Annotated in this window: 21 protein-coding genes and 1 other RNA gene; 10 read left to right on the plus strand and 12 right to left on the minus strand. The window is 41.6% G+C overall.

Annotation, left to right across the window (positions count from 1 at the left end):
- Positions 1-4: 4 nt before the first annotated feature.
- The 7 genes from B3317_RS15285 (at position 5) to queF (ending at position 11,992) form a co-directional block, all read left to right on the plus strand.
- The gene (locus B3317_RS15285) at positions 5-1,261 is read left to right on the plus strand and encodes a DUF2264 domain-containing protein (RefSeq protein WP_291113154.1); all 1,257 of its coding nucleotides are present in this window, start codon (positions 5-7) and stop codon (positions 1,259-1,261) included.
- 568 nt (positions 1,262-1,829) lie between these two features.
- A complete protein-coding gene (locus tag B3317_RS15290; RefSeq protein WP_291113156.1) occupies positions 1,830-5,135 on the plus strand; it encodes a SusC/RagA family TonB-linked outer membrane protein in 3,306 nt (1,101 codons plus the stop codon).
- Between the two features lie 13 nt (positions 5,136-5,148).
- Positions 5,149-7,152, plus strand: coding sequence for a RagB/SusD family nutrient uptake outer membrane protein (locus tag B3317_RS15295; protein ID WP_291113158.1), 2,004 nt, complete (start codon positions 5,149-5,151; stop codon positions 7,150-7,152).
- A gap of 80 nt (positions 7,153-7,232) precedes the next feature.
- Positions 7,233-9,197: a family 43 glycosylhydrolase gene (locus B3317_RS15300; RefSeq protein WP_291113160.1), complete on the plus strand. Its 1,965-nt coding sequence runs from the start codon at positions 7,233-7,235 to the stop codon at positions 9,195-9,197.
- 21 nt (positions 9,198-9,218) lie between these two features.
- Positions 9,219-10,511: a BNR repeat-containing protein gene (locus B3317_RS15305; protein ID WP_291113161.1), complete on the plus strand. Its 1,293-nt coding sequence runs from the start codon at positions 9,219-9,221 to the stop codon at positions 10,509-10,511.
- Between the two features lie 275 nt (positions 10,512-10,786).
- On the plus strand, positions 10,787-11,440 hold the full coding sequence (gene queC, locus B3317_RS15310) for a 7-cyano-7-deazaguanine synthase QueC (protein ID WP_291113163.1): 654 nt from the start codon (positions 10,787-10,789) through the stop codon (positions 11,438-11,440).
- Positions 11,441-11,524: 84 nt separating this feature from the next.
- A complete protein-coding gene (queF, locus tag B3317_RS15315) occupies positions 11,525-11,992 on the plus strand; it encodes a preQ(1) synthase (RefSeq protein WP_291113164.1) in 468 nt (155 codons plus the stop codon).
- Positions 11,993-12,103: 111 nt separating this feature from the next.
- Here queF and B3317_RS15320 read toward each other — a convergent pair whose 3' ends face one another.
- From B3317_RS15320 to B3317_RS15330, 3 genes are all read right to left on the minus strand, one after another.
- Positions 12,104-13,477 (minus strand): MATE family efflux transporter, encoded by a 1,374-nt coding sequence (locus tag B3317_RS15320; RefSeq protein WP_291113166.1) that lies wholly within the window; start codon positions 13,475-13,477, stop codon positions 12,104-12,106.
- A 26-nt stretch (positions 13,478-13,503) separates the two neighbouring features.
- Positions 13,504-14,823, minus strand: coding sequence for a YihY/virulence factor BrkB family protein (locus tag B3317_RS15325; RefSeq protein ID WP_291113168.1), 1,320 nt, complete (start codon positions 14,821-14,823; stop codon positions 13,504-13,506).
- A gap of 323 nt (positions 14,824-15,146) precedes the next feature.
- Entirely contained in the window at positions 15,147-15,863 is a 717-nt protein-coding gene (locus B3317_RS15330; protein WP_291113170.1) for a phBC6A51 family helix-turn-helix protein, read from the minus strand.
- A gap of 127 nt (positions 15,864-15,990) precedes the next feature.
- On the opposite strand from B3317_RS15330, the gene B3317_RS15335 reads away from it, so the two are divergent.
- Entirely contained in the window at positions 15,991-16,533 is a 543-nt protein-coding gene (locus tag B3317_RS15335) for a hypothetical protein (protein WP_291113172.1), read from the plus strand.
- Positions 16,534-16,610: 77 nt separating this feature from the next.
- Here the strand turns inward: B3317_RS15335 and rnpB are convergent.
- An RNA gene (gene rnpB / locus B3317_RS15340) (RNase P RNA component class A) lies at positions 16,611-16,970 on the minus strand.
- A 432-nt stretch (positions 16,971-17,402) separates the two neighbouring features.
- Between rnpB and B3317_RS15345 the strand changes: the two genes are divergently transcribed.
- Entirely contained in the window at positions 17,403-18,083 is a 681-nt protein-coding gene (locus tag B3317_RS15345; protein WP_291113174.1) for a response regulator transcription factor, read from the plus strand.
- The gene (locus tag B3317_RS15350; RefSeq protein WP_291113176.1) at positions 18,080-19,357 is read left to right on the plus strand and encodes a sensor histidine kinase; all 1,278 of its coding nucleotides are present in this window, start codon (positions 18,080-18,082) and stop codon (positions 19,355-19,357) included. The genes B3317_RS15345 and B3317_RS15350 overlap by 4 nt, the downstream gene beginning before the upstream one ends.
- A 30-nt stretch (positions 19,358-19,387) precedes the next feature.
- On the opposite strand, the gene B3317_RS15355 is transcribed toward B3317_RS15350, so the two are convergent.
- From B3317_RS15355 to B3317_RS15390, 8 genes are all read right to left on the minus strand, one after another.
- Entirely contained in the window at positions 19,388-20,224 is an 837-nt protein-coding gene (locus B3317_RS15355) for a hypothetical protein (protein ID WP_291113178.1), read from the minus strand.
- 104 nt (positions 20,225-20,328) lie between these two features.
- Positions 20,329-20,811 (minus strand): hypothetical protein, encoded by a 483-nt coding sequence (locus B3317_RS15360; protein ID WP_291113180.1) that lies wholly within the window; start codon positions 20,809-20,811, stop codon positions 20,329-20,331.
- 11 nt (positions 20,812-20,822) lie between these two features.
- Positions 20,823-21,251: a hypothetical protein gene (locus B3317_RS15365; RefSeq protein WP_291113181.1), complete on the minus strand. Its 429-nt coding sequence runs from the start codon at positions 21,249-21,251 to the stop codon at positions 20,823-20,825.
- Between the two features lie 8 nt (positions 21,252-21,259).
- Positions 21,260-21,754: an RNA polymerase sigma factor gene (locus B3317_RS15370; RefSeq protein WP_291113183.1), complete on the minus strand. Its 495-nt coding sequence runs from the start codon at positions 21,752-21,754 to the stop codon at positions 21,260-21,262.
- A 230-nt stretch (positions 21,755-21,984) separates the two neighbouring features.
- Positions 21,985-22,551 (minus strand): RNA polymerase sigma factor, encoded by a 567-nt coding sequence (locus B3317_RS15375; RefSeq protein ID WP_291113185.1) that lies wholly within the window; start codon positions 22,549-22,551, stop codon positions 21,985-21,987.
- 6 nt (positions 22,552-22,557) lie between these two features.
- Positions 22,558-22,941 (minus strand): hypothetical protein, encoded by a 384-nt coding sequence (locus B3317_RS15380; protein ID WP_291113187.1) that lies wholly within the window; start codon positions 22,939-22,941, stop codon positions 22,558-22,560.
- A 14-nt stretch (positions 22,942-22,955) separates the two neighbouring features.
- A complete protein-coding gene (locus B3317_RS15385) occupies positions 22,956-23,177 on the minus strand; it encodes a 4Fe-4S dicluster domain-containing protein (protein WP_291113189.1) in 222 nt (73 codons plus the stop codon).
- Between the two features lie 950 nt (positions 23,178-24,127).
- On the minus strand, positions 24,128-25,705 hold the full coding sequence (locus tag B3317_RS15390) for a hypothetical protein (protein WP_291113191.1): 1,578 nt from the start codon (positions 25,703-25,705) through the stop codon (positions 24,128-24,130).
- Between the last annotated feature and the right edge of the window lie 348 nt (positions 25,706-26,053).

Below are 26,053 nucleotides of genomic sequence, written 5' to 3' on the forward strand. Positions count from 1 at the left end.
ACTTATGAAAAACAAATTATATACACTACTGACACTTACAGTTCTCCTTTCTTTACCATCATATGCAAATATGAATAAGAAAGACGAAGAACCAAATGATCGTACTTACTGGACAAATCTGCTTTACAAAATAGCCTCACCTGTCCTTAGCAATATGAGCAAGGGTGAGTTGTCCAAGAATATGGAACTGGAATTAAGCCCGACATGGGATGGACGTGACAAACGTGTTTCATACATGGAATGCTTTGGCCGTCTGATGTCCGGATTGGCACCATGGCTTAGTTTACCGGATGATGATACTGCCGAAGGTAAACAACGGAAACAGTTACGGGAATGGGCTCTCAAAAGTTATGTGCAGGCTGTTGATCCTGCCAGCCCCGATTATTTGTTGTGGCGGAACGAGGGGCAGCCATTGGTAGATGCCGCTTATATAGCTTCCAGTTTCCTGCGTGCGCCTAAGCAATTATGGGAACCGTTGGATGACTTGACGAAGAAAAGATATATTGAGGAATTTCAGCAATTGCGCCGTATCGATCCTCCATATACAAACTGGCTTTTGTTTTCGGCAATGGTGGAGTCATTTTTGCTCTCTGTAGATGCGCAATGCGATATGTACCGTATTCACAGCGCTATTCGAAAGATTGAGGAATGGTATGTGGGAGATGGCTGGTATTCGGATGGCTCACACTTTGCATTCGACTATTATAACAGTTTTGTTATTCAGCCTATGTATGTGCAGGTATTGGAAGTACTTGTTGACCGGCAGATCAGGTTGCGCGACAAGAATCTGGCTGTAGTGCAAAAGAATCTTGACACAGCAAAAAAACGTATGCAACGCTTTGGTATCATACTTGAACGTTTCATCTCGCCTGAGGCTACATTCCCTGTATTTGGACGTTCTATGACTTACCGTATGGGCGCGTTTCAACCACTGGCCTTATTATCGTGGAAAGAATATTTACCGGAAGAGTTGCCGGAGGGGCAAGTGCGTAATGCGTTAACATGTGTTATGAAGCGTATGTTCTCTATGGAGGGAAACTTTAATAAGGGCGGCTTTTTGCAATTGGGATTTGCGGGACATCAACCCGATTTGGCCGATTGGTACACAAATAATGGAAGCTTATATCTGACGGCTGAAGTATTTCTTCCTTTAGGTTTACCTGCCAGCCATTCTTTCTGGACTTCCCCTGCTCAGGACTGGACAGAAAAGAAAGCCTGGAGCGGGCAATCATTTCCTAAAGACCATGCAATAAGGGATTAAAATGTGGAAAAGAATCAAATTTCATCCTTTTTGAATGAAATTACCCTTATAGAAACCTTTATTAATTATCAATTTTGCTATTGCTTACTTAACTATTATCTAGATCACCATGGGAAAAATAATTCACAACAAAAGTCCTGTCTGATTAAAACCGGATGAATTGCGATACCTCTGTTTAGAATCCAGAAAATACCATAAATTAATTAATACTCTTTATGTAAAACACAATTTTGATTTTATGTATTATAAAACAAAAAATATAACAACAAATTATTCCATTTTTTCTTCTGAAAATTTGGATATTAGCCGTGTTTTGCTAGAGAGAGAGAGAGAGAGAGAATATAATAAAAATAAACGAATTTATATCCGGAGATACAATTCTTCTCGGGATTATTACACCTTATTATATTATTCGATACAGGAAACTCTTATTCCGGATAGGGAAAAATATCCGGGATAAGAGTTTCCTGTATTTGTATTTAAGCATACAGGGCTCATAATGAATTCTATATCACGTAAATCGTAAGCAAAAAAACTAACCTATTACTTATTTAATTACTTAATTACTATGGGAAAATATACTTATTTAAAAAAGCAAAGTGAGGTATGCGGAAAGGCAGTACCAAAATCTTTCTTCTCATTTTTCTTATTGTTTGTATTCACAACCTTTTCGTCGGGTATATTTGCGCAAGGCAGAACGGTGCAAGGTACGGTTTCTGATGCAAATACCGGTGAAGCCCTTATCGGTGTATCCGTTGTAGTGAAAGGTACAACTGTAGGTACTGTAACTGATATCGATGGAAAATTCTCATTGTCGGCAGCGGCTAATTCTACACTTGTAATATCTTATGTAGGATATATCAAACAGGAAGTAAAAGTTGAAAATCAAACGAATTTTCTAATAAAGCTGGAAGAAGATTCCAGGATGTTGGATGAGGTCGTAGTTATCGGTTACGGCACAATGCGTAAGAAAGACCTGACAGGATCTATAGTACAGGTTCGTCCTGACAGGTTAGCGAACGAAAATCCAAAGACAGTTCAGGACATTCTTCGTGGAACGCCCGGTTTATCAGTCGGATATAGCGCAGATGCCAAAGGGGGAGGTTCTATGCAGATACGCGGTCAGCGCTCGGTTAGTACAGGAGGAGGACACAACGATCCGTTGATTATCCTTGATGGAATGATGTTCTATGGTGAATTGTCGGAAATCAACCCCGATGATATAGGGCAGATTGATGTATTGAAAGATGCTTCAGCCGCTTCCGTTTATGGAGCAAGAGCGGCGAGTGGAGTTATTATCATCACTACCAAAAAAGGGCAGATGGGCAAGCCGGTAGTAAACGTAAGTGCGAACTTCGGTGTCACTACAAAAAGCGATTACCGGAAAGTTTTCAGCCCCGATGGCTATATGCAATATCGTGAAGACTGGTACAAAACGGGTACTTACGGAGTAAACTCCGAAACAGGTAAATATGAAGCCTATCAGTCAGGTACTACTAAAGGTAAATACGGTTATTATGACAATCCAAATAATTTATCCCAATACGGAGTTTCGCTTGATACCTGGCGGGGATATACCACCAATGCAACGGGCGAATCCGATGCCAGTATATATGGAAGGCGTTTAAACCTGAGTGATATTGTGCTTCAGAACTATATCGATGGTAATTCTTTCGACTGGTACGACCATACTTTCCGTACAGGTATCAATCAGGATTATAATGCCAGCGTATCGGGAGCCAGCGACCGGATGAACTATTATATGTCTCTTGGTTACCTTAAAAATGAGGGTGCGGTTGTTGGTAATGAATATCAATCTGTCCGTGCCAATCTGAAACTTACAGGAACTGTAACCAAATGGCTTGAAATAAGCGCTAATGTAAATTTCCAGGATCGTAGTGATGGAGATATTCAGCCCGGATTAGGACATAACTACTGGGATGCCAATCAGGTGCGTCTTAGTCCGTATGCTTCCTACCGCGATAGCGATGGAAACTTAGTGTATCGTCCGATGGGCGCCAGCCAGAATTATGGATGGAACTATGATTATAACCGTCAGTATATGGATCTGGAAAAAGGCTACCAGGTGTTGAACAGTATTTTTACTGCTAAAGTGAAATTACCTTTCAATATTACTTATTCCTTTAATGCTGCTCCCCGCTATCAATATTTCTTTGACCGTTATTTCGAATCTTCGAAACATCCGGACTGGGTAAGTACCGGCGGATTAGTGAACCGTGAGCAGGCAAAACGCTTCGACTGGTCTATAAACAATACAATCAATTGGGATTATACTTTTGCCCAAAAACATAAAGTAAATCTTACTTTGGTGCAGGAAGCTGAAGAGCAAAGATACTGGAAAGACAGGATCGAAGCCCGTAATATCTTACCATCAGATGCATTGGGCTTCCATAATACAAAGGACGGCGATAAAACGAAGAGTTCTTATTCGTCTGAAGATACACATTATACGGCAGATGCTCTCTTAGCTCGTTTATTCTACTCGTATGACGATAAATATATGCTGACTACTTCGGTTCGCCGTGATGGATATTCTGCATTCGGACAAAACAATCCTCATGCTACTTTCCCGTCGGTAGCACTAGCATGGTCATTTGTAAATGAAGACTTTTTCAAATGGCACCCAATGAGTACAGGAAAATTGCGTGTATCGTGGGGTAAAAACGGTAACCGTTCGCTTGAAAATCCGTACGTGTCAATCGCGAATCTTGTGACAGACAAAAAACAAGGCTATCTCGATGCTTCCGGTAATTTGGTAAATATGAATTACCTGCGAATCGACCGTATGGCAAATCCGGGACTGCAATGGGAAAAAACAGAAGCGTGGAACTTTGGGCTGGATTATGGCTTCCTTAACGACCGCATCACAGGTAATATTGAATATTATACGATAAATACTCATGACATGATTATGAGTCAGCGCTTGCCCGGCTTTACCGGATTCTCTTCCATAGCGACTAATTTAGGGGAGGTGCAAAACCGTGGTATAGAGCTTGCTATTAATTCACTTAATATGAAGAATGACAATTTTGAATGGAGCACAACTTTTGGTTTTTCTTATAATAAGAATGAAATCAAACATCTCTATTATCAATATGAAGATGTTCTTGATGCTTCAGGAAAAGTTGTAGGAACAAAAGAAATGGACGATAAAACAAACGGTTGGTTTATCGGGCAGGCTATCGGTACAATCTGGGATTATAAAGTAACCGGAATCTGGCAGGCGGATGAAGTTGAAGAAGCAGCCAGATACGGACAAAAACCCGGCGATCCTAAAGTGGAAAATTCCTATACTGCCGATGATAAGGTAAATGCAGATGGCTCTATTACACCGGTGTATAATGATAACGATAAGCAATTCCTAGGAAAAACATCTCCTCCTATTCATTGGTCAATCCGTAATGATTTTACTTTATGGAAGAACCTGAGCCTGTCATTTAGCATCTATTCTTATATGGGTCATAAATCGCTTGAAACATATTACTTGAATCAGGACAATGCGGGTTCGTTGATAACTAATGGATTGAATACATATGCTAAAGAATACTGGACAATAGATAATCCGACTAATAAATATGGGCGCTTAAATGCTCAAGGGCCTACAGGTGCAGTTACTGCCGGTAGACTTCACGACCGCTCCTTTATACGTCTCGAAAATATATCGGTAGGTTATACATTGCCTAAAGCGTGGTTGCAAAGATTTGATGTGCAAAATGTGAAAATCTTTGGTTCGGTACGTAATGTTGCCGTATGGAAAAAAGACTGGGAATATGGTGATCCTGAAACAGGAGCCAACAACAATGGAGGTTTGGCATCCCGTATTTATTCGATTGGTTTAAACTTAACCTTCTAAATTGTAATAAAACATGAAAAAGATATATAAGAACATGAAGAACAGATTATCGGCAATAGGGCTGGTAACCGCAACGTGTAGTTCGTTATTTTTCGGCAGTTGTTCCGATAGTTTTTTGGAGCCTGATCCACTGTCATTCTACGAACCGGGGATTACATTTACTACTGAATCGGGTATGCAGGCTGTGTTGGCTCAAGCCGATCGTCACCTTCGTTCCTACTGGACAAGTTACGAAAACAGAAATATTTCCGTGCCTATCGGCACAGAGTATCTATTTTCCGAACTATCCGTAGCAAGTAAGACTGATGATTCAGCACTGTTCTCTGATGTGGCAAACCAGATGACACCTACGAGCAATGCTGGATATGATGCGGGAGACTGGAGAAGCTACTTTTGGGATGAAACTTATAATGGTATAAAATATGCAAATACTATTACCACCTTTATCAATAATGTGGAAGGTATGGATGAGGCAACCAAAAATGCTTATCTGGGTAGAGCATATTTCCATCGTTCGTTTCGTTATCTTTCTTTAGCTTTCCAATTCGGTGATGTGCCATTGGTAACTAAAATTCTCTCAGTGCCTAAACAAAATTATCGTTCTACCAAAAAAGAGGCAATTCTGGAGATGATAACCAAAGATATGGAATTTGCCGTAGAATGGGTGCCGGACCAAAAAGATATAAAATATACAGGAATGGTAAATAAAGGTGCTTGCCGTATGTTACTTATCAAATGTTATATGGCTACAGGTCAGTTTCAGAAAGCAAAAGATCAGGCGGATATCCTGATTAACAGCTCCGGCTACTCATTGATGCAGGATAGTTTCGGATCTTTTGTAGATACTTATTCTCCTCAAACATGGAAAGTGACCCGTAATGTAATATGGGATCTGCACCGCCCTGAAAATAAACTTGCCGGTACTAACAAAGAAGTGATAATGGGTATGGTGAACCGTGGTGCGACTGCCGAGTCGATGATCGAGTTCCTTACAATGCGTATTTTCGGGCCTAGCTATACGAGTGGTTCAGACCTGAAGACACCTGACGGAAAACAAGCAGTACAGAATTATGCCCGTAATAATACAAATTACCGTGCTGATTATGATTATATCAGGTCTATCGGACGTGGTATTGCTACATGGCGTCTGACCTGGTTTGCTTCTAACGGAGTGTGGAAAGTAAATGGTGTAGATGATAAAGGCGATTTACGTCACAACAGTACGGTCGGTAACTGGGGTAGAATGGACTCTATTAAGTATAACGACCCGTCATCTACATGGTTTGGTAAGAATATTATGTTCAAGCATCCGGATACAGGTGCTCTATTATGTACAGACTCCCTTCGTGTTTGGTTCGACTGGCCTCAATACAAAATTTATTTGAACGACGTGGTGGCAGAAGCTAATCAGGGTGCTAACCAGTTTAATGGAGCTACTAATGGAGGTATTGCCGACTGGTATCTTTACCGTTTGGCGGAAGCGTACCTTCTTCGCGCCGAAGCTAAGTTTTATCTGGGAGATCCTGCAGGGGCAGCTTCAGATGTAAACGAAGTGAGGAAGAGAGCGAAATGTACGGAATTATACACTACAGTGACTATCGGTGATATTATGGACGAACGCGCCCGTGAACTATATCTGGAAGAATGGCGCAATGTGGAACTGAAACGTGTTTCGTATTGCCTTGCCCTGAGCGGCAAGCCTGATGAATGGGGTAATACCTATGATGTAAACACATTATATAAAGAGTCCGGTACAGACTTGAATGGTGGTAGTTACTGGTATAAGAGAGTAACACGCTATGGTATGTACAATCAGGGACCGAGAAATGTTCGCCCGAATACATTCAATTACCAGATGGACAAATGTAACTTCTTATGGCCTATTCCGAATGCTGCGATTACAGCTAACAATAAAGGAGAGCTTAGCCAGAACTACGGTTATGATGGCTATGATGCTGCAACGCCTAAATGGGATTCATGGCAGGATGCTGTGGCTGATGAAGATAAGGTAAATTAAGATTCATTGTAAATAAATAGATTGCCAGGATAGGAGCTCTGAGTAAGGATCTCCTATCTTGGTGTTTTAAGATGATAATAATGGAGAATATATATAGAGGTATTTATAGTCTTTTATTGACAGGTTTATTGATGTTATGGGGTCTCCCCTGCTTTTCACAACAAAAGATAGAGCAGATTATTCGTCCCGGCCAGCTTTGGCCCGATGATAAGGGTGTTCATATCAACGCGCATGGAGGAGGCATCCTCTATCACAATGGGAAATACTATTGGTTTGGGGAACATAAAGGAGGAAAGTCTAACTCTGCATTTGTTGGCGTCACATGCTATTCATCCGATGACTTGTATAACTGGAAGAATGAGGGGGTAGCTCTGCCTGTTTCGGAGGACCGGAATAGTCCTATCGTAAGAGGTTGCATAATAGAACGTCCCAAGGTTATATATAATGAGAATACTAAAAAGTTTGTGATGTATTTCCATCTCGAACTTAAAGGCAAAGGCTATGCGGCAGCCAATGTCGGGATCGCTGTAAGTGATAATGTAACAGGCCCCTACCGGTTTATCAAGAATAGCAGGGTGAATGCCGGTAAGTGGCCTTTGAATATGACCACAGAGCAGCAAACTTCAACAATAAAATCTACCGACTTTAAAGACTGGTGGACACCCCAATGGCATAAAGCTGTGGATGACGGATTATTCGTCCGCCGCGATTTTGCCGGAGGGCAGATGTCCCGCGATATGACTTTATATGTAGATGATGATGGTAAGGCCTATCATATCTACGCATCAGAGGAAAACCTTACACTTCAGATAGCCGAATTGACAGAGGATTACTTAAATCATACTGGTAAATATATCCGTATAGAACCGGGTGGCCATAACGAAGCCCCTGCTATGTTTAAGAAAGATGGACGCTACTTTATGATAACGTCAGGATGTACAGGCTGGGCGCCGAATGCTGCACGTCTGCTTACTGCCGGTAATATCCGGGGGCCATGGACATTGCATCCGAACCCGTGTGTAGGAAAGGATGCGGAACTCACTTTCCATTCGCAGAGTACTTACATATTACCGGTAACGGGAAAGAAAGACGCCTTTATTTTTATGGGAGACAGATGGACTCCTAAAGATCCTGTCGACGGGCGATACATCTGGCTTCCGATACTCTTCGAAAACGGTATGCCTGTGTTGAAATGGATGGACGAATGGAATCTGGATATTTTCGATCATATGAATGCAGACAATGCTATTCCCAAAGATATACAAGGCTGGAATCTTGTCTGGAATGATGAGTTTGACAAAGATGGCAAACCTGATGCCAATGTCTGGAGCTATGAAAATGGCTTTGTAAGGAATCAGGAGCTGCAATGGTATCAACCCGACAATGCGATATGCAAGAACGGGGTACTCAATATACAGGGCAGGAGGGAGCAAGTAAAGAACCCTGCTTATGAACCGGGAAGCACCGATTGGAGGAGGAACCGTGAATATGCCGGTTATACTTCATCTTCCATAAAAACGGTAGGGAAGAAAGAATTCCGGTACGGACGTTTCGAAATCAGGGCGAAGATACCTACAGCAACAGGTTCATGGCCTGCCATCTGGACACTGGGGACTTCTATGGAATGGCCGTCGAACGGAGAAATAGACCTGATGGAATATTATCTGGTGGGAGGAAAGCCTCACATATTGGCTAACACAGCATGGGGAACAGACAAAAGATACGATGCCAAATGGGACTCGGAGATAATACCATTCGCCAATTTTACAGATAAAGACCCGTTTTGGGCGGATAAGTTCCACGTATGGCGTATGGATTGGGATGAGGATGCCATCCGCCTGTATATAGACGATATAATGGTAAACGAAACCTTGCTCAAAGATACTCAGAATGGCTCGATAGGTGAAAATCTGAATCCTTTTAGGCAGCCTCACTATATTTTACTAAATTTGGCTATCGGAGGAAATGGCGGCACACCGGACGATAATGCCTTCCCTTTGACCTATGAAATCGACTATGTACGCGTTTATCAAAAAGCTGAATAGTCCGGACTGAAAATTATAACCATGAAAATAAAGAAGTACATATTATTAAGTTTCATACTCCTCTCTGTATCCACCTATGCTCAGAAGTTAATACCTGTAGCGCCGGGTTGGTCAAACAATTCCGTGAATGTAACCGTGTTTCGCAAAAATTCACTGGTTACCCATAACGATGTTCAGTTTATAGCCTATTACGACCCAGATGGTTTCCTTACATTAGGTAAACGCAATATAGGAGAAGATAGCTGGACTATAAATAAAACCCATTACAAAGGCAATGTTTCCGATGCCCATAATTCCATCAGTATCATGACTGACGGCGACGGTTATCTGCATGTATCATGGGATCATCACGGGCACCCGTTGCGTTATGCGAAAGGGATAGCACCTTATTCCCTCGAACTGGGTGAAAAACAGCCTATGACCGGAAGCCTTGAAACGAATGTCACCTATCCCGAGTTTCTGAAAATGCCCGATGGAGACTTGATTTTCATGTATCGGGACGGACAATCGGGTAGGGGTAACCTCGTCATGAACAGGTATAACCTGAAATCAAAATCATGGATTCAAATACAGAAGAACTTTATTGACGGCGAAAACCAGCGCAATGCCTATTGGCAATCCTGCATAGACGATAAAGGGACTATTCATCTGTCGTGGGTATGGCGTGAAACAGCCGATGTTGCCACCAATCACGACTTGTGTTATGCGAGGTCTTACGATGGCGGTGTGTCATGGGAAAACTCGAAAGGTGAAAAGTATAATTTACCTATTACCGCAGCAAAATCGGAAATAGCTTGTCCCGTTCCCCAAAATAGCGAGTTGATCAATCAGACGTCGATGGTTACCGATGCTAAAGGTAATCCCTATATAGCTACTTACTGGAGAGAACAGGATTCGGATATTCCACAATACCATATCGTTTACTATACAGGTAAGAAATGGAACGACTTAAATCTGGGTTTCCGTAAAACGCCATTCTCCCTGAAAGGAACGGGGACAAAACGTATTCCGGTATCCCGTCCGCAGGTAGTTGCTAAGATAAAAGGCAAATCGACCGAATTGAGTCTCTTGTTCCGGGATGAAGAGAGAGGAGGAAAGGCCTCGGTTGCCATCAGTAAAGACATAAAGAAAAACAAATGGGAGATCAGGGACCTGACCGATTTTTCCCTCGGTTCATGGGAACCGTCCTTCGATACCGAGCTGTGGCGCAGTAAAGGTCTCTTACATGTATTCGTCCAGAAAGTAGAGCAAATCGACGGCGAGGGTAAAGCTGACGTAGAACCGCAGATGGTAAATGTGCTGGAAATTGAATAAGTACATAGACTATTAATGATTACAAAAGAGTTGCAGTTATCTATTGCAGCTCTTTTTTATGTTCATCTGTTTGTTTCAGATTGCCATCGTTTTGTTTTTATGCCGTACACTTACGGAATCTAATACCCGACCGGAGATAAGCGTTTGCATCAAACGGATCATTCTTTCTTTATTTTTTTGAATTAATTCCTATTAAAAATTACTACTTTTGTAATTGAAAGGCTTTCGCCTGTCCGTGTAGCTTAGGAACAACCACGTAAAAAACAAAGAATTTAATGAATAAAAAAGAACCAGCATTGGTCTTGTTCTCAGGTGGACAGGACTCTACAACATGCCTTTACTGGGCTATTGAAAACTTTTCTTCCGTTCGCACTCTATGCTTTACTTACGGTCAACGCCACTCTAAAGAGGTAGAGGTGGCACAGGCAATTGCCGGACATGCAGGTGTACCTTTCCAGTTGTTGGATGCATCCATTATCAGCCAGTTGTCTGTAAACTCTTTGACAAGTGATATTGTAATGGATCAGGAAAAGCCGGCCGATTCGTACCCGAATACATTTGTTCCGGGACGGAATCTGTTGTTTCTTACTTTCGCGGCTGTCATAGCCCGTTCGCATGGTATCCGTCACATTGTGACAGGTGTATCCGAAGCCGATTACAGCGGTTATCCCGATTGCAGGGATACGTTTATACTATCGGCAAATGCTTCGATCAATCTGGCGATGGACGAGCATTTTCAGATTCACACACCGTTAATGTGGCGCGATAAGACTGCCGTATGGCAGTTAGCTGACCAATTGGGTGTTTTCGACGTCGTGCGCACTCAAACCCTGACCTGTTACAATGGCATTATAGCTGATGGTTGCGGACATTGTCCCGCCTGTAAACTGCGTAAACAAGGTTTAGAAAATTATTTAAGAAATATTTAGTTACAAGTTACGAGTCAATTGAAAATTGAAAAGTAAAAATTCCTAACTTGTAACTCGTAACTCGTAACCCGTAACTAATAAACAATGGGAATAGAAGGATTGAGCCATCTTGGCGCTAAAACAGAGTACAAAGATGATTATGCTCCCGAAGTACTGGAAGCATTCGAGAACAAACATCAGGGTAACGATTACTGGGTAACATTCAATTGTCCCGAATTTACAAGTTTATGCCCGATTACCGGACAACCCGATTTCGCAACTATCCACATCAATTATATTCCTGATGTAAAGATGGTGGAAAGCAAAAGCCTGAAACTATATATGTTTAGCTTTCGCAATCACGGAGCTTTTCACGAGGATTGCGTAAACATCATAATGAAAGACCTTGTAAATCTGATGAACCCGAAATATATTGAAGTCGTGGGTATATTTACCCCGCGCGGAGGAATCAGTATCTATCCTTTTTGTAATTACGGACGCCCTGATACAGAATATGAAATAGTTGCCAAAGAACGCTTGTTGAAACATAACCCTCAACAAATATATAGATAATCTTATACGGGAAAAATGCAGGTTTCAAGATTTCATGTTTCAAGATTTCAAGATTGAAATAGATCAGTATTTAAATTCTGAAATCTTGAAACATGAAATCTTGAAATCGTCTTATCCTATCTTCGGCTTCTTTTTCTTTATTTTACGGTACACAACAGCAAACCACGTAGGTAATATAATTCCTTTGCAAATGGTGGAAATAGCAATTGCCCACCAGACACCTGTTATACCCATTTGTGCCGCCAGATAGTACGCGAGCGGGATACGCAGCGCATTGAATACTATACTGATAATGGCGGGTTCTATGGTGCGTCCGATTCCGTTGAACATGCCCTGCGTGGTAAGTTCGAACATCATAAATATCTGAACCAGTCCCATTACGAACAGGTATTGAGCCCCTGCTTGCATCGCATTCTCTTCGGGTACGATGATACCGAATATCTGTGCTCCGAAGAGGATAAAGCAGATGCTCACAACAATACCCAGCGTAAGCATTACCCGTATGGTATAATAATAGGCTTTCTTTCCTCTTTCCAGCTTATTGGCAGCATAGTTCTGAGCTACAAATGCGCTGAGGGCGGTAGAAAATCCCTGCGATGTGTTCCATGTCACGGCTTCTATCTGTCCGCCTGTGGTCTGTGTCATCAGTCCCAGATGCCCGCCATGAATGGATGCTACCCTCGCCAGATTCATATTGATGATGGCATAGAGCGAATTCATTACCGATACGGGAGTTCCGAGGAAGAATATACGTTTCAGATAGATCGCTTTAGGCCTGATAAAGAAAGAGAAATTACCCAGTATACGGCTTCCGAATTTTATCTGGTAGAAGAACAGTGAGAATACGAACAACTGCGCGGCAACCGTTCCTATAGCAGCCCCATGCAATCCCAATCCCATCACAAACATCAGTATAGGGTCGAGGATCATATTCAGTACAAGCCCCGCTGCATTATTTCGGAAAGGTACGATACTGCGTCCGGCTCCGTTGTATATCCCGGTAAAGTTATACGACAGGAACTGAAATGGCAGGCTGACGGTCAGTATGCGGAGATAAAGTACGGCGTCTTCCGTAATGTCGGCTTCCAGCTTGAAGAACGATAGTATCTGATTGGCAAATATAAAAAGGATAGCGATCCATGTCACGCCCAGCATTATTGAAGTAGTGGTGGAATGGGAAGCATAGATTGCGGCACGTTTCATTTTCTTCGCACCTATGGATTGCCCCACAGCCACCTCCGAACCTATCATGGCCAGATAAGCGACCGATGATGTCAGCCACAGGAGCATACCGATAGCGCCTATTGCGGCTTCCGATTTAGTCGCGATTTCGGGATGCGACACGGTTCCCAGCCGTCCCACCCACGACATAGCCATCAGTGTATACGCCATTTGCAGGAAGCTTGTGCCCATCAGAGGGAGCGCAAGGCGTATCAGGGTGGAAAATATATTCCCTTCCGTTAGATTCTGAATACCTGATTTCATTTAGTTGCAGAGGTCTGATACATTATTTACAAATCTTTCAATAATTTATTACTGCAACTATTGCTTTCTGCTTCCCGCATCGAGAGGATGGTCTCCCATTCGCTGCGGAATAATATGTCGGTGTCGATAACGAAGTCTTCCGAGCCATGCAGATCTATTTTTTCGAAAAGGTAACACACTGTTATATGATTGATGTCCATAGCCGGAATATAAGCGGGAACAAGAGTGTCTGCCGACGGGGTTTCTACAATAAGGCCTATTTCCTGCAGATAGAAGAGGCTATCGTTGGTCAGCTTAGTCGGTATTTTGTAATATTCCGACAATTCGTCCGCGGTGTAAGGCGTATGGCCTTTTTCGAAACGTTTAACGATGAGTGTCATTATCAGTAGCAGGACAAAATCTTTATATCTGCGGCTGATACTGGATGTCTCATGTTCGAAACTGAATTTATTCACGTTCTGATATGCAAAGGATAGCTGTACTCCGAACAAGACGAAGAACCATGTCAGCTGCAACCACAGTAATAATAACGGCAGGGCGGCAAAACTACCGTAAATGGCATTATACTTCGATATCCATATCTGCCCGCTGATATACAACATCTGAAATACCTGAAAGGCGATACCTGTAAAAATACCACCAAACAGAGCGCTGGTAAACTTCACTTTCGTATTGGGTATGTAGATATATAGTATTGTAAACAACAGTATTGTAATCAGGAATGGAATTACCTTCATCATCGGACTTATTACCAAGCCCAGCAGATATTGCTGTTCGGCCGTGGAATTCAGTAAAATCGTAATACCGGCATTACAGATCAGGAATACAGGTGTGATGATTATCAGGGCAAGGTAGTCGGTAAACATCCGGAAGTATGACCGTCCTGCTTTTACCTGCCACATCTTGTTGAAGTTGTCCTCGATATTGGACAACAGGTTGATAACCGTATAGAGCAACAATATTACACCAATACCCAGAAATACACCCCCCTGGGCGTACTCGATAGACTTATCGATAAAAGCGGTAGCCTTATTCAATAATTCTTCCTGCCCTGCAAAGTAACTGAACAACTGGCTCTTCACTATATTCTGAAACCCGAACCCGCGGGCTATGGCGAATAATACGGCGAGCAATGGCACTATGGACAATAGGGTGCTGTAAGTAAGAGCCGATGCGCGCGTGAAAAGCTGTGCCCCGTCGATATTACGGATAGCAAGAATAAAGGATTTGATTATATTATAAAATCCTATTTTCCGCGACGACCTGTCTTTCTTGTTGATTCGCCAGATGTCGTAGGAAAGGAAACGGATAACCCTTTTTACAAAATTCGTTATTTTTTCAATCATATAATATCCAGAATATTGACAAAGATAGTTTGTTCTTTTAATAGGGAACACATGAATGCCATATATTGTTGTGAAAAGGTAACAAAGGTAACAGAAATATCAGTTAACAGTCAACAGTTAGCAGTCAACAGTGAACTAACTTGTAACTCGTAACTGCCCGCAGGGCGAAGTAACTTGTAACTATTAAAAAAGGTGACAAAAGTAACACTATTTACAGTCATCAGTTAACAGTCATCAGTCAACAACTTGTATCTCGTATAATTTTTCGTTCTTCACTTTTCACTTTTCACTTTTCACTTATTACTTACTACTTTCCTCCTTCCTCAATCCGTTCTCGATGTATATCCCGGCGGCAGAAACGGATAGGGATTCGGCTTGGGCTTTTCTACGGGAGTGGCAGATGGTTGAGCGACAGGTAGCTGTTCCATAGCTTGCCCTTGCTCATTTTTCACTTTTCGTTCTTCACTTTTCACTTCCGGTTCTTCATTTTTCACTTTTTCCTCCTCCTTCAGTTCCTTGTTCACGGCCGCTAATATCTCCGGATTGAGCGAACCGCCCGAACGGAAGCCATTCTCTTTTAATATCATCAACTGACGCCTGGTTTCTTCGTCCTGCACTTCTATGACTAGCGGACAGCGTTCCGATGCCAGTAACCGGTCTTTGTCTTTCTTCCGCTCCTCGCGGTCGAGCACGTACTTTATAGCGCGGATGCTCGGCGGACAGAATTTCTTTTCCACCACACGACATTTTTCATAGTCTTCCACAGGATTCTTCTTGTCGGTGACATAGGTGATCTTTTCTTTCTTCTGCACATAGCCTTCCAGCAGTTGCTTCAAACCTATGCGTGCTGAGGCTATCATCACCTCTTCGCGATGGTCGATGGCTTCTTCTAGCGCTTCGCTGAACTCCGGTTTTGCCTTTTTCCATTCATAGAATGTCTTGCGGCTGATTTTTAACGATTTGCATATTTCGGATATACTGCACAGATCCTGTTCTATCATCTCTACTATGTGCATGGCTAATTTGTTCGTGTATTTCATACTGTAATTTTGTTTTTGTGATGGATTATTAAAATTTATATATTGTTATTTATTCATTGTAAATTATTAATTAACTTGCAATGGCTTTCTTATATAGATAAATTAAAACTAATATCATCACAACCCCGTGAAAGAATTTAAGTTTTGGGCAATCCCATATCCGATAAAGCAGATTCTTCTTATGGCTGCTCCCATCTGGATATTATATATTCCTGTCTTTTTCTGTCTCGGAATCGAGCATATCCATTACTTTATCTTTGGTACATGGGCATTAGCCATATGCTTTGTCCTCATCTTTGTAAGGCGCGTTAAGATATCCTTTACTCCGGCTAATGAAATAAATATTTTTTTTAACGGTAAGCTTAAGTATTCGGGGAGTCCTGTCAATCTGGAATATGTGCGGGGAGCAAATATCGCAGACGGGCGGTCTAATACCGTACTATACTTTTCCTTCAGTGACAAAAAGTTTATGTTTAATATATTGGAAAATAGAAATTCATTTACTTCCGGTACTACTAAACAGGTTGAACTCTTGAGATATATGGTAACGGTATTCAACCTGAGAACAGAATATTATAAGGATAGTATGCAGGGCCGGATATTTACATATTGGAATCCTATATACAAAGAATCCCTTCGGCCGAAGGAATATAATAAAAGTGAGCGCTGATATGGCAATGTAAGGGATATCGGGAATATGGCTTATCAAAAACGAAATCTATAGTCTTCCGAATTGAAAAGTTAAAAAAATACAGCAGGCCTGTAAGCCGGGTTCTGTTCCTCGCGTAAGCAAGGTGTCTGCCATTTATCTACGCCGGCCGTCACCGGCAGGCTCTAGCGACCTACCCCCCGGCATCGGGCGAGCAGCCCTACATGCGCCGGTATACATGGTCTTACAACTCGCAAGTGGTACGGCCCCGATACATTGCTGCACGGGCGGTGGGCTCTTACTCCGCCTTTTCACCCTTACCCCAAAGGGGCGGTTATTCTCTGTTACCTTCAACTCTGCCCTCACAAGCAGCTTCCCATTAAGAAGTACGATGCTCTGTGTTGCCCGGACTTTCCTCTTTCCGCCTTACGGCAGCCAGCGGCAAACCGGCCTACTGTATTAGGGTACAAAGATAGGCGTTTTATTTGTGATGCCATATATTTAGACAGTTACTTAAATACTGAAAAATATTTTATACTACAGAATCTCTACAGATTCGTTATATATATTTGTTAAAGAAGCCGGATACAAATAGTATTTATTTTATAAAGATAAGATGTGGGAGGAATGGTTATCATTCATACTATGAGAGTTTGGTTTTTGACCATAAGGGAAGTCTGATAAAAGGATGATGCAACTATTTTTTTCCATGGGAATGCCTGTACATTATTTGTGCAGGCATTCTGTTTAGAGATAAATTAAAATATAATTTAGTAGATTTGTAATTCTAAGAGCCTGTTTATTATTGAGGTAGGTGAAACAGCAATAATTAGCTATGGTTCGATAGTATGTCATTAAATTCTATCTGCTACTTAAATATCGATAACCGGATGAACCTGTTAATAATAGAAGATGAAATAGACCTACTGGAGTCGATTACCGAATTTCTCGTATCGGAATCTTTCTCGGTCGAATCCGTGACTACTTACGCTCTGGCTGAGGAAAAGGTGGGGCTATATGATTATGACTGTGTGGTAGTGGATATAAACCTGCCCGGCGGAAGCGGACTGGATATTATACGCAAACTGAAAAGTAAGAATAAAGATGCGGGTGTTATTATCATTTCCGCAAAAAATTCTTTGGACGATAAACTGACAGGACTGGATATCGGAGCCGATGATTATCTGACAAAGCCTTTTCACCTGTCGGAGCTGAATGCGCGTATCAAGTCCATTATTCGTCGCAGAGGATTTAAAGGGAGCAATGAAAAGAGATTCAATGAGCTGACCGTTCAGTTCGACAACCGCCGACTCTTTGCGAATGAGAAAGAAGTAGCGCTTACCCGAAAAGAATATGATTTGCTTCTGTACTTTATAATGAATGAGGATAAGGTATTGAGTAAAGAAGATATAGCCGAACACTTGTGGGGCGATGATATGAGCCTGACTGCCGACTCGTTCGATTTTATATACAATCATATCAAGAACCTGAGAAAGAAACTGATCGACAACGGATGTAAAGATTATATAAAGACGGTTTACGGTATCGGATATAAATTCTCGAAAGAATGACTCTAATAAAATTGATACGGAAATATCTCTTTATCTCCATACTTATAGTACTGGTTATAGGGGCCGTGTCCCATTTCTTTATCTTCCGCTTTTTTATTCATTACTCCAGCGACCAGATGCTGAACGATCAAAAGAAAAGGATAGAGCAGTTTGTCTCCCGGAACGATACATTGCCTCTGGCGGCGACACTCGTCCTTAAACCGGCCAGAATAGAAGAGAAACGGATTGCAGATCCTGACATATTCCCAAAGAAAGTTTTCAAAGATACAATTATGTACAGCGAGGAGACGGGTACATTCACTCCTTACCGCCAACTCTATTTCACAGTTTCGTACAAGGATGAACATCACCTTATCAATATCAACCAGCCGACAATGATATCGAACGATTTGTTCTATGCGATCGTATCATCACTTTTGATATTGTTTATCCTGCTTATATTATTTACATATGTGGTAGAACACTTGCTGAAAAGAAATATATGGAAACCGCTCAATGCCAATCTCCGGAAACTCCGCGAATATGATCTGAAAGCCAATACTGTTCTCGAACTAAAGAATCCGGGTATCAAGGAATTTGACGAAATCAATGATGTTATCATGCGGATGGTGGGCAAGATCAATGCAGATTACGAAAATTCCCGCATCTTTACAGAGGACGCTTCGCATGAAATGCAAACACCTCTGTCTATCATAAAATCGAAGCTGGATTTATTGATGCAGAATTCCGGTTTGATGGAAAACGAAGAACAGGCCAAGTCCGTAAGAGCTATATCGAGGGCTGTATCCCGTTTATCGAAATTAAATAAATCCCTTCTGCTGATTACCAAAATAAATAACAATCAGTATGAGGGAAAGAAAGAAGTGGACATGAAGAAACAGCTTTCTATCTACCTCACCGATTTGGAAGAATTGTTCGAAGCGAAGAACCTTTTTGTCGCCACCCGGATAGAGGCTTGCACACTCCTTATGAACCCTGCATTGGCGGAAATATTATTATCGAACCTGCTGAGCAATGCCGTGAGGCATAATATCACAGATGGACGGATAGATATACACCTTGCCCAATCGCGACTGGTAATAAGTAATAGTTGCGCACGGAGGGATATATCCGCTAATCTGTTCAACAGGATGGCTTTTCATCACAAATCTGAGGATTCATCGGGTCTTGGACTTAATATTGTGAAATCTATTTGTGACAAGAATAACTTTGGAGCCCGATATGATTATACAGAAGAAAATACTTTTCGTATAGAAATTACTTTTGGTATTTAATGAATATACAACATTGCTTATATTAATTGCCTAAATACCAATCATAACACCTATAGTATATGTTTTCAGATCAGGCCCTTTATCTTTGCTGAACATAGAGAATGGAGCATAATAGCCATAAACACCTACATTATTTATCCCTACCTGGAGCCTGAATCTCATATCTACAGGGCGGATATTCAGGTCCTGTCCCATACTTACCTTATGTGTACCTTCATCATCTTTGAATTTTACCTGCGATTTGGAATAATATTTTAAGAAACCTACTACACCTCCCGATATATGAAAATCAGAAGTTTGGTATTCTAATAAGAGAGGGATGGTAACATAATAAGCGATCAATTGAGTCGCTTTATAATTAACACCTTCCGGTGCAGGCTCAAAAACTGTGATTCCATTCCTTTTGGTGAGTGCGGAATTATCATCAAAATGATAACGTGACCATTCGCTCCCGATACCGCTAACCAATAGCCAATTGGAGTTTTTTATCTGTTTATGGAAATCAACTAAATTTACAGTAAAGTTGTGCGATGTACTCATTTTCAGTCTGCCGTTGGGGATATCGTCATAATTCATAAAACCCATCCCTATACCGGTCCAGTGCGGACTAAGGTGTTTTTTCTTTTTCCACGAAAAGATGAAATTGTAAGACGACCCGTCGTACATCACCGAACTTTCGGGTTCGACGACTGTCGGTATTATCTTTTCCGTTTCGGTACGGGTTGTGGTCACCAGTCCGGTAACGGTATCTGTAACGGTTTCGGTTACCACCGTTCTGATGATTGTATCTTGCGGTTGATTTATATCGTCGGCAAATACAGATATTGTAAATAGGGATAATGCAAGTATAATTATAAGTTGTTTCATAATATAAGTAATTGAATGTATTTAATGATATATTTTTAATGCATAATTGGTTTTGGTTCTTATACTTACCAAAGTGATAAAAAGGTCTGCGACCTTATTGGGTTTTATTGTAATTTGATACGTTTGTTATTGACATAAATAAAGAGGTCTTTCAGCTTTTTCAATTCGGCATCCAGATGCCCCGACGGGAAATTGCCATTGAGATAAACGAGGGTGATTTTCCTGCCTTTATTCTTATACAGGATAAATTCATTATTATTCGTTTTATCTTTTCCCAGATAATAGGACCCCGATTCTATTACGCCGTCTTTCTTCACTTCCGAAATAGTGAGTTTTCCCCGGATATCGTCTTTCAGTGCTTCTGCTATATCCATCCTGTTCTGGGTGGTCTCGTCCAGAATAAGACTTTTGTAGGAAGTGATGTTGCTTCCCTGTGAAAGTACATCGGACGACAATTGCAGCAATACTGAACCTTCACGTTTACCATATTTGTCGAATATGTCTTTAATTTTCAGACCGTCCTGAGCCGAAGCCGTGATTGTGACTGTCAGCAGCATGAGGGTTAATATAAATATTCCATGTTTCATAATCAGTTGTTTTATTCTGTGAAAGAATCCAGTATTCCTATCTGCGAATCGATGACATCGGCATCCACCTCCGATACATTCTCTATCGATATCAGCGCTTCTGAATTGATTGTTTGCATATTCGTTATTTTCTTACCGTCGATATACAGCATCGATTTGGCTGCTTCGTTTTCCATACCGGTATGGACTGATTTTATGGTAAGAAGTATCAGTATGCTTGCGGCTATGCTTACCCATGCATATACAGGTATTTTCTTTTTCTTCCTTTCAATACCGGCTTCTTTCCGTTCCTCTGAAAAGAAATTGAACATGGGGGCATACATTTTGTGCCGCTCTTCAATCTCCGGTTGCCGGAAATATTGCCGAAGTATCTTTTCTTCTCCGAGAGATGTTTCTCCGTCGAAGTATTTTTCTAATATTTTATCAATATCATTCATCATATTGCATGTCATTTATTGATACTTAAAAATTTATCCCGGACCGTCTTCCGTGCTCTGGAGAGGTTGACTCTTACTGTGGCGGCCCCGGCTCCCATAATTTCCGCTATTTCGTCCAATTCATAACCTTCCACATCGCGCATCAGCATTATTCTTCGCTGGGTTTCGGGCAACGTGTCTATAATTTTTCGTATGACAGTCACACTATCGTTTTGCTCGGTATATGTATATGGAGTAACGGCGGTAGTGCTCACAGCCACATTGTCGATGGCGATATCGTGGTTTTCGCTCCTCAGTCTGTCGATACATATATTCTTCAATGTCTGCATTGCAAATCCTCCGATGTTGGGATGTGTATTGAGCTGACTACGCACATTCCATAGCCTCAGGAATGTTTCCTGAACGGCATCTTCCGCGTCAATATCATTCCTCAGTATACCTTTTGCAAAAATCTGCAGTTTTTCACGTAAGGGTATCACTGTCGATTTAAATCTCTCTAATTCCATTTTAAGGTCGCAGACCTATTTGTTATTTATATAGATAACGCAGGTCTTCAAAATTTGTAACATCGGATATAATCTTTTTTTATAAAAATAGTAAAGTCTTATGTAGATTGCGGTATCGGTGTGTTTATTTTTTACGGATATCTGTTTCGGGCGAAAGATGTATATAACGATAAAAGGAATGAGATGGAGGTAGCCGTAAATAAAAGGATGGAAAAAACAAAGCTCGATTGTTAGCTGTAAAGTAGCTCGTCATACAGGTCTTTTAATCGCTCGCGCAGATGCAACACTGCATAGCGTTTGCGCGAGATAAGCGTATTGACTCCTATACCGGTCGCTTCGGATATTTCTTTGAAAGAATAGCCTTCCAACTCTGTCAGTTCGAATACTTCGCGCTGCTCTTCCGGTAATTCGGCCAGTGCCGCTTCCAGTTCTACCCAAACCAGAGAGCGTAAATATTCCGTCTCGGGAGATGAATCTTCATCGAGTAATAGCCCTGTAACTTCGGCAAGGAAAAGTTCCTCACCGTTGTCGGAGACAACAGTCTTCATTTCCTCTTCCCTGTGTTTGCGGCTACGGTCTATTATCTGGTTATTGGCAACCGAATAGAGCCATGCCGAAACCTGTTCGATAGGCTTTTCTATCAGGTCTATCTTCGAAAGCTGGTAGAAGACATTCTGCAAGATATCTTCCCCGTCTTCTTTAGAGAATACCCGTTTGGAGATATAATTCCTGAGTTGTGTCCGGTATTTTTTGAAAATACCCGAAGCATCCTGCTCTTGCGGCAAATCTGTTGTCATATTTGCTTATTCAGGCTTATTGCCGGGTTGGGAATTTTCTCTGTTTTCTTTGAATTGTTCTCCGAAGGAATGTGCAGCTCTCATATGTTCACGGATATAGTCACGGCGTTCGTCCCGCGACATGCCTTTCATACGTTCTCTCAGGTCGTGAAAGTGACGATGGTCATGATGGCCCCGCCCTCTGAAAAAATGGCCTTTTCCAAACCGTCCGAATCCTCCGAGCAACAGGCGGCACAATATCATCAAGCCTGCGGCCTGCCAGTAATTTATTGTGGTCCAGCCTATGATGGACGGGATCAATGCATTCCAGAGTAACATGACTATGGCTATGGACGCGGCAAACACCGCTATAAATATCAATATACCTAAAAACTTCTTTTTCTTATTCATCTTATTTTCTTTTATTATGCTGTTATTAATTCTATTGCATCCGAAGGGCATACAAGCTCACACTTTCCGCATCCGGCACATCTTTCGGGATATTCCACTGTCGCATAACTGCGTCCGTCTTTGTATGTCATGCCGATAACTTTACGGCGGCATTTTTCCACACACTTTTCGCAGCCGGTGCATTTTCGTTCGAATATTTGTAAAGATATGACTTCACGGCTTCTTCTGTTAAACATTTCATACTTGTTTTTATTTTCATACTCATTTTTATAAGTAAGATGCATCTCTATAAATTATGACGAACAGGGCGAAAAAATATTTTAAATTATTTCTTTTTTTCATTATAGGAACGAATATTTATTGGCTTCGCTAGTTTTACCTCACGTTCGCTTCGGCGATTGAAAATTCAAAAAGGTAACAGATATATCAGTTAACAGTTAACAGTATCGTGGTTTGTCATGCTGAGCAGAGCGAAGCATCTCGCCAGTGAACAGTGAATAGTCATCAGGCATCACTCGTATCTTGTATCTTGTCTACTCATATCTCAAAAAAGGTAACAAAAGTAACACCTATTTCAGTCATCAGTTAACAGTCATCAGTCAACAGTTATCAGTGAAAAGAAAGTGAAAAACGAAAAACGAAAAGTCGAAGAATATTTTTCACTTATCACTTTTAATTTTTCACTTTCAAACAACTCGTAAGATGTAAAACTTTGCGCCTTTGTGTCTTTGCGTGAAACAAAACAAAACGACAGCCAACTTGTATCTCGTACCTCGTCTACTCGTACCTCTTTACTTACTACTTAAAACTCATTACTTGTTAAAAGGTAACAAAGGTAACACTTGTTTACTTATTACTTTTTACCATCATTGTAAGTCCCCCTTGGGGGATTTAGGGGGCCATTTCAATACATCAAAGAGCTATCAGCCAACAGCTAAAGGCTATCGGCTCTTATTCTATAGATAAATTATTTTCCAAAGATTGAACAATCACGTTTAATCTTTGATTTTTTCAGAAAGAAAAATCTGCAGACCTGCGCCGGCCGGGGTATTTGATTGATATTGCAGATAAGGGACGTTTCTCAACGTCCCACGTTTGTTTTGGAGTATATATAAAGGGATTTAAACAAAGCTATTTTATTTCCATATTAGCTTATATTCATTATATCTGTATTATCTCAACGGTGCTATTGCGCTGTTACCTGACTAAATTTAATATAGCATTTTATCAATGTCGGATGTACCGCTGTCGCCGGGGTAGTTGTATCCAGCGCCACCATAATGGTAGCCTCATAACATACTTTATTATTTGGTCCTATCGGAATCCATGTATAACGTCTGTATTCAGGCCCATTATTTTCACCATCGTAAATACCCACTTGTCCCCAATAGGCTCCATTGCTGGTGTTGCTTCCCGTGGCATTAGTCCAACTATTGCCGCTATCCTGGTCGCCACCCCATCTCTGAGATGGTATAGTTAAAACCCCCATAGTGCTAAGAGAGCCGCCATAGTCTGTATTGAAGTTCCATATCACAGGTACGGCGGAGCTCTGATTATTTCTCACTTGTACATTAAGATACTGGTTGCCGGATCTCACGGAGGTTTGAGTGACAGGCACTTCGGCCCTTATCGAAAACTTGCCGTCGGGTGAGTTACATTGCAAGGCATAATATCGTGTGCCCGTGTCATTACCCGTATTATCCGTAACAAGCATAAAATTGCCCATCACTGCGGTTTCTTCTATCGAGGCGGTCAGCGTGTTACCTACGGTTACCTGATTGCAGCCGGAGATGTCGGTATTAGCATTCAGAAAAGGTGTAAGATCGAAGGTAATACCGTTAGGCGCCTGCTGGTCTAGCGTAGGTGTGCCTGATAGCGAGAAGTTAAGCACACCGTTGCCTACCGACAACATGCTGCCTGCGATGGTAGCGGTTACACCCGGGTTGCCGGTGGAAACGAGCGTGGCACCGTTAAAGCTACCGCCGTTACCGCCCGTATATGGTATTTGTAACACGGTACCTGCTATAATGCTCGTTCCGTCAATGATCTGCTGGGCAGGACTCATTTGGGCTCCTGCGCAATTCAAAACAGCTCTTGCAGATTCCGAAGAAGCATTGGCGAATAGTCTCCATTGTGAACCGTCCCAGAACATGTAGCCTACAGTGGTAAAACTTGCGCTGGCTCCTGTATTATATACCAGTAAGCCGGTAGTAGGATTGGGTATAGTTACATTGTCGGTAGGGCTTGTTAACGCTATTTTCGGAAGCAATACTCCTTTATTCGTTGAAACTACATTTAAAGCTGCTGTAGGATCAGCAGCCCCGCTTATTCCGACAGATACACTTCCCATCTGGTAAATATTATCGGTATTTGATGTGGCTGCATTCGAGGTTCCGGAAATATTCCATGGGGAAGCGCCGCCGCCACCGACAGCCGTCCATTGCGTACCGTTCCAGATATGCAGACCTGCAGGAGTTCCGGTATTGTAGACCACAAGGCCTATGTGTTTCTGCCTGTCCCAACTGTCTGTAGCTCCTATCGAAGCTGCAAAATCGTTATCTGTGGTTGGGCTAAAATTGGTGATGAGTACCCGAGGAAAATTAATTCCTCCATTGGCATTAACGGTATTGTCATTGTTTTTGACGTCGAGTATCGCCCCGTTGTTCGGTGCGGTACCTGATCCGATAGTTACCTGCGCCTGCATGAAGGAATGTACTCCCATCACAAGCATCATGATTGCGAATAATTTTTTTAATTTCAGCATAGTTTTTTTGTTTTTATTCAGGTTGGAAAAATGTAATTTCAAACGAAATACCATATCTGGACAGGGTATGGCACAAGTGTTTAAATATTTTTGCAGGGAGGCAAAAATATCCGGTTGTTGTAAATGTGAAAGGAATAAATAGATTGTCACGCACTCATATACACATGCGCGATATATTCTTGTGAAAAATTTATTATATAGAATTTTATAAAAAAGAAGCTTACGGCAGGTTAGTCTCTCTCTCTCTCTCTCTTTCTCTCTCTCTCTCTCTCTCTCTCTCTCTCTCTCTCTCTCTCTAATAAAATAGAACTAACTTCCAAATATCCAGAGGGAAAATTAGAGCAGGCA

It is taken from the genome of Dysgonomonas sp. UBA7710 (assembly GCF_002482385.1).
In the GTDB taxonomy this organism is placed as follows: domain Bacteria; phylum Bacteroidota; class Bacteroidia; order Bacteroidales; family Dysgonomonadaceae; genus Dysgonomonas.

Bases quoted from the DNA above. Each gene is read 5' to 3' on its own strand.
- B3317_RS15385 (WP_291113189.1), bottom strand. From the start codon at position 23,177: ATGTTTAACAGAAGAAGCCGTGAAGTCATATCTTTACAAATATTCGAA.
- B3317_RS15380 (WP_291113187.1), bottom strand. From the start codon at position 22,941: ATGAATAAGAAAAAGAAGTTTTTAGGTATATTGATATTTATAGCGGTG.
- B3317_RS15390 (WP_291113191.1), bottom strand. From the start codon at position 25,705: ATGCTGAAATTAAAAAAATTATTCGCAATCATGATGCTTGTGATGGGA.
- B3317_RS15325 (WP_291113168.1), bottom strand. From the start codon at position 14,823: ATGATTGAAAAAATAACGAATTTTGTAAAAAGGGTTATCCGTTTCCTT.
- B3317_RS15295 (WP_291113158.1), top strand. From the start codon at position 5,149: ATGAAAAAGATATATAAGAACATGAAGAACAGATTATCGGCAATAGGG.
- B3317_RS15370 (WP_291113183.1), bottom strand. From the start codon at position 21,754: ATGGAATTAGAGAGATTTAAATCGACAGTGATACCCTTACGTGAAAAA.
- queC (WP_291113163.1), top strand. From the start codon at position 10,787: ATGAATAAAAAAGAACCAGCATTGGTCTTGTTCTCAGGTGGACAGGAC.
- B3317_RS15305 (WP_291113161.1), top strand. From the start codon at position 9,219: ATGAAAATAAAGAAGTACATATTATTAAGTTTCATACTCCTCTCTGTA.
- B3317_RS15355 (WP_291113178.1), bottom strand. From the start codon at position 20,224: ATGAAACAACTTATAATTATACTTGCATTATCCCTATTTACAATATCT.
- B3317_RS15375 (WP_291113185.1), bottom strand. From the start codon at position 22,551: ATGACAACAGATTTGCCGCAAGAGCAGGATGCTTCGGGTATTTTCAAA.
- B3317_RS15345 (WP_291113174.1), top strand. From the start codon at position 17,403: ATGAACCTGTTAATAATAGAAGATGAAATAGACCTACTGGAGTCGATT.
- B3317_RS15300 (WP_291113160.1), top strand. From the start codon at position 7,233: ATGGAGAATATATATAGAGGTATTTATAGTCTTTTATTGACAGGTTTA.
- B3317_RS15360 (WP_291113180.1), bottom strand. From the start codon at position 20,811: ATGAAACATGGAATATTTATATTAACCCTCATGCTGCTGACAGTCACA.
- B3317_RS15330 (WP_291113170.1), bottom strand. From the start codon at position 15,863: ATGAAATACACGAACAAATTAGCCATGCACATAGTAGAGATGATAGAA.
- B3317_RS15290 (WP_291113156.1), top strand. From the start codon at position 1,830: ATGGGAAAATATACTTATTTAAAAAAGCAAAGTGAGGTATGCGGAAAG.
- queF (WP_291113164.1), top strand. From the start codon at position 11,525: ATGGGAATAGAAGGATTGAGCCATCTTGGCGCTAAAACAGAGTACAAA.
- B3317_RS15365 (WP_291113181.1), bottom strand. From the start codon at position 21,251: ATGATGAATGATATTGATAAAATATTAGAAAAATACTTCGACGGAGAA.
- B3317_RS15320 (WP_291113166.1), bottom strand. From the start codon at position 13,477: ATGAAATCAGGTATTCAGAATCTAACGGAAGGGAATATATTTTCCACC.
- B3317_RS15350 (WP_291113176.1), top strand. From the start codon at position 18,080: ATGACTCTAATAAAATTGATACGGAAATATCTCTTTATCTCCATACTT.
- B3317_RS15285 (WP_291113154.1), top strand. From the start codon at position 5: ATGAAAAACAAATTATATACACTACTGACACTTACAGTTCTCCTTTCT.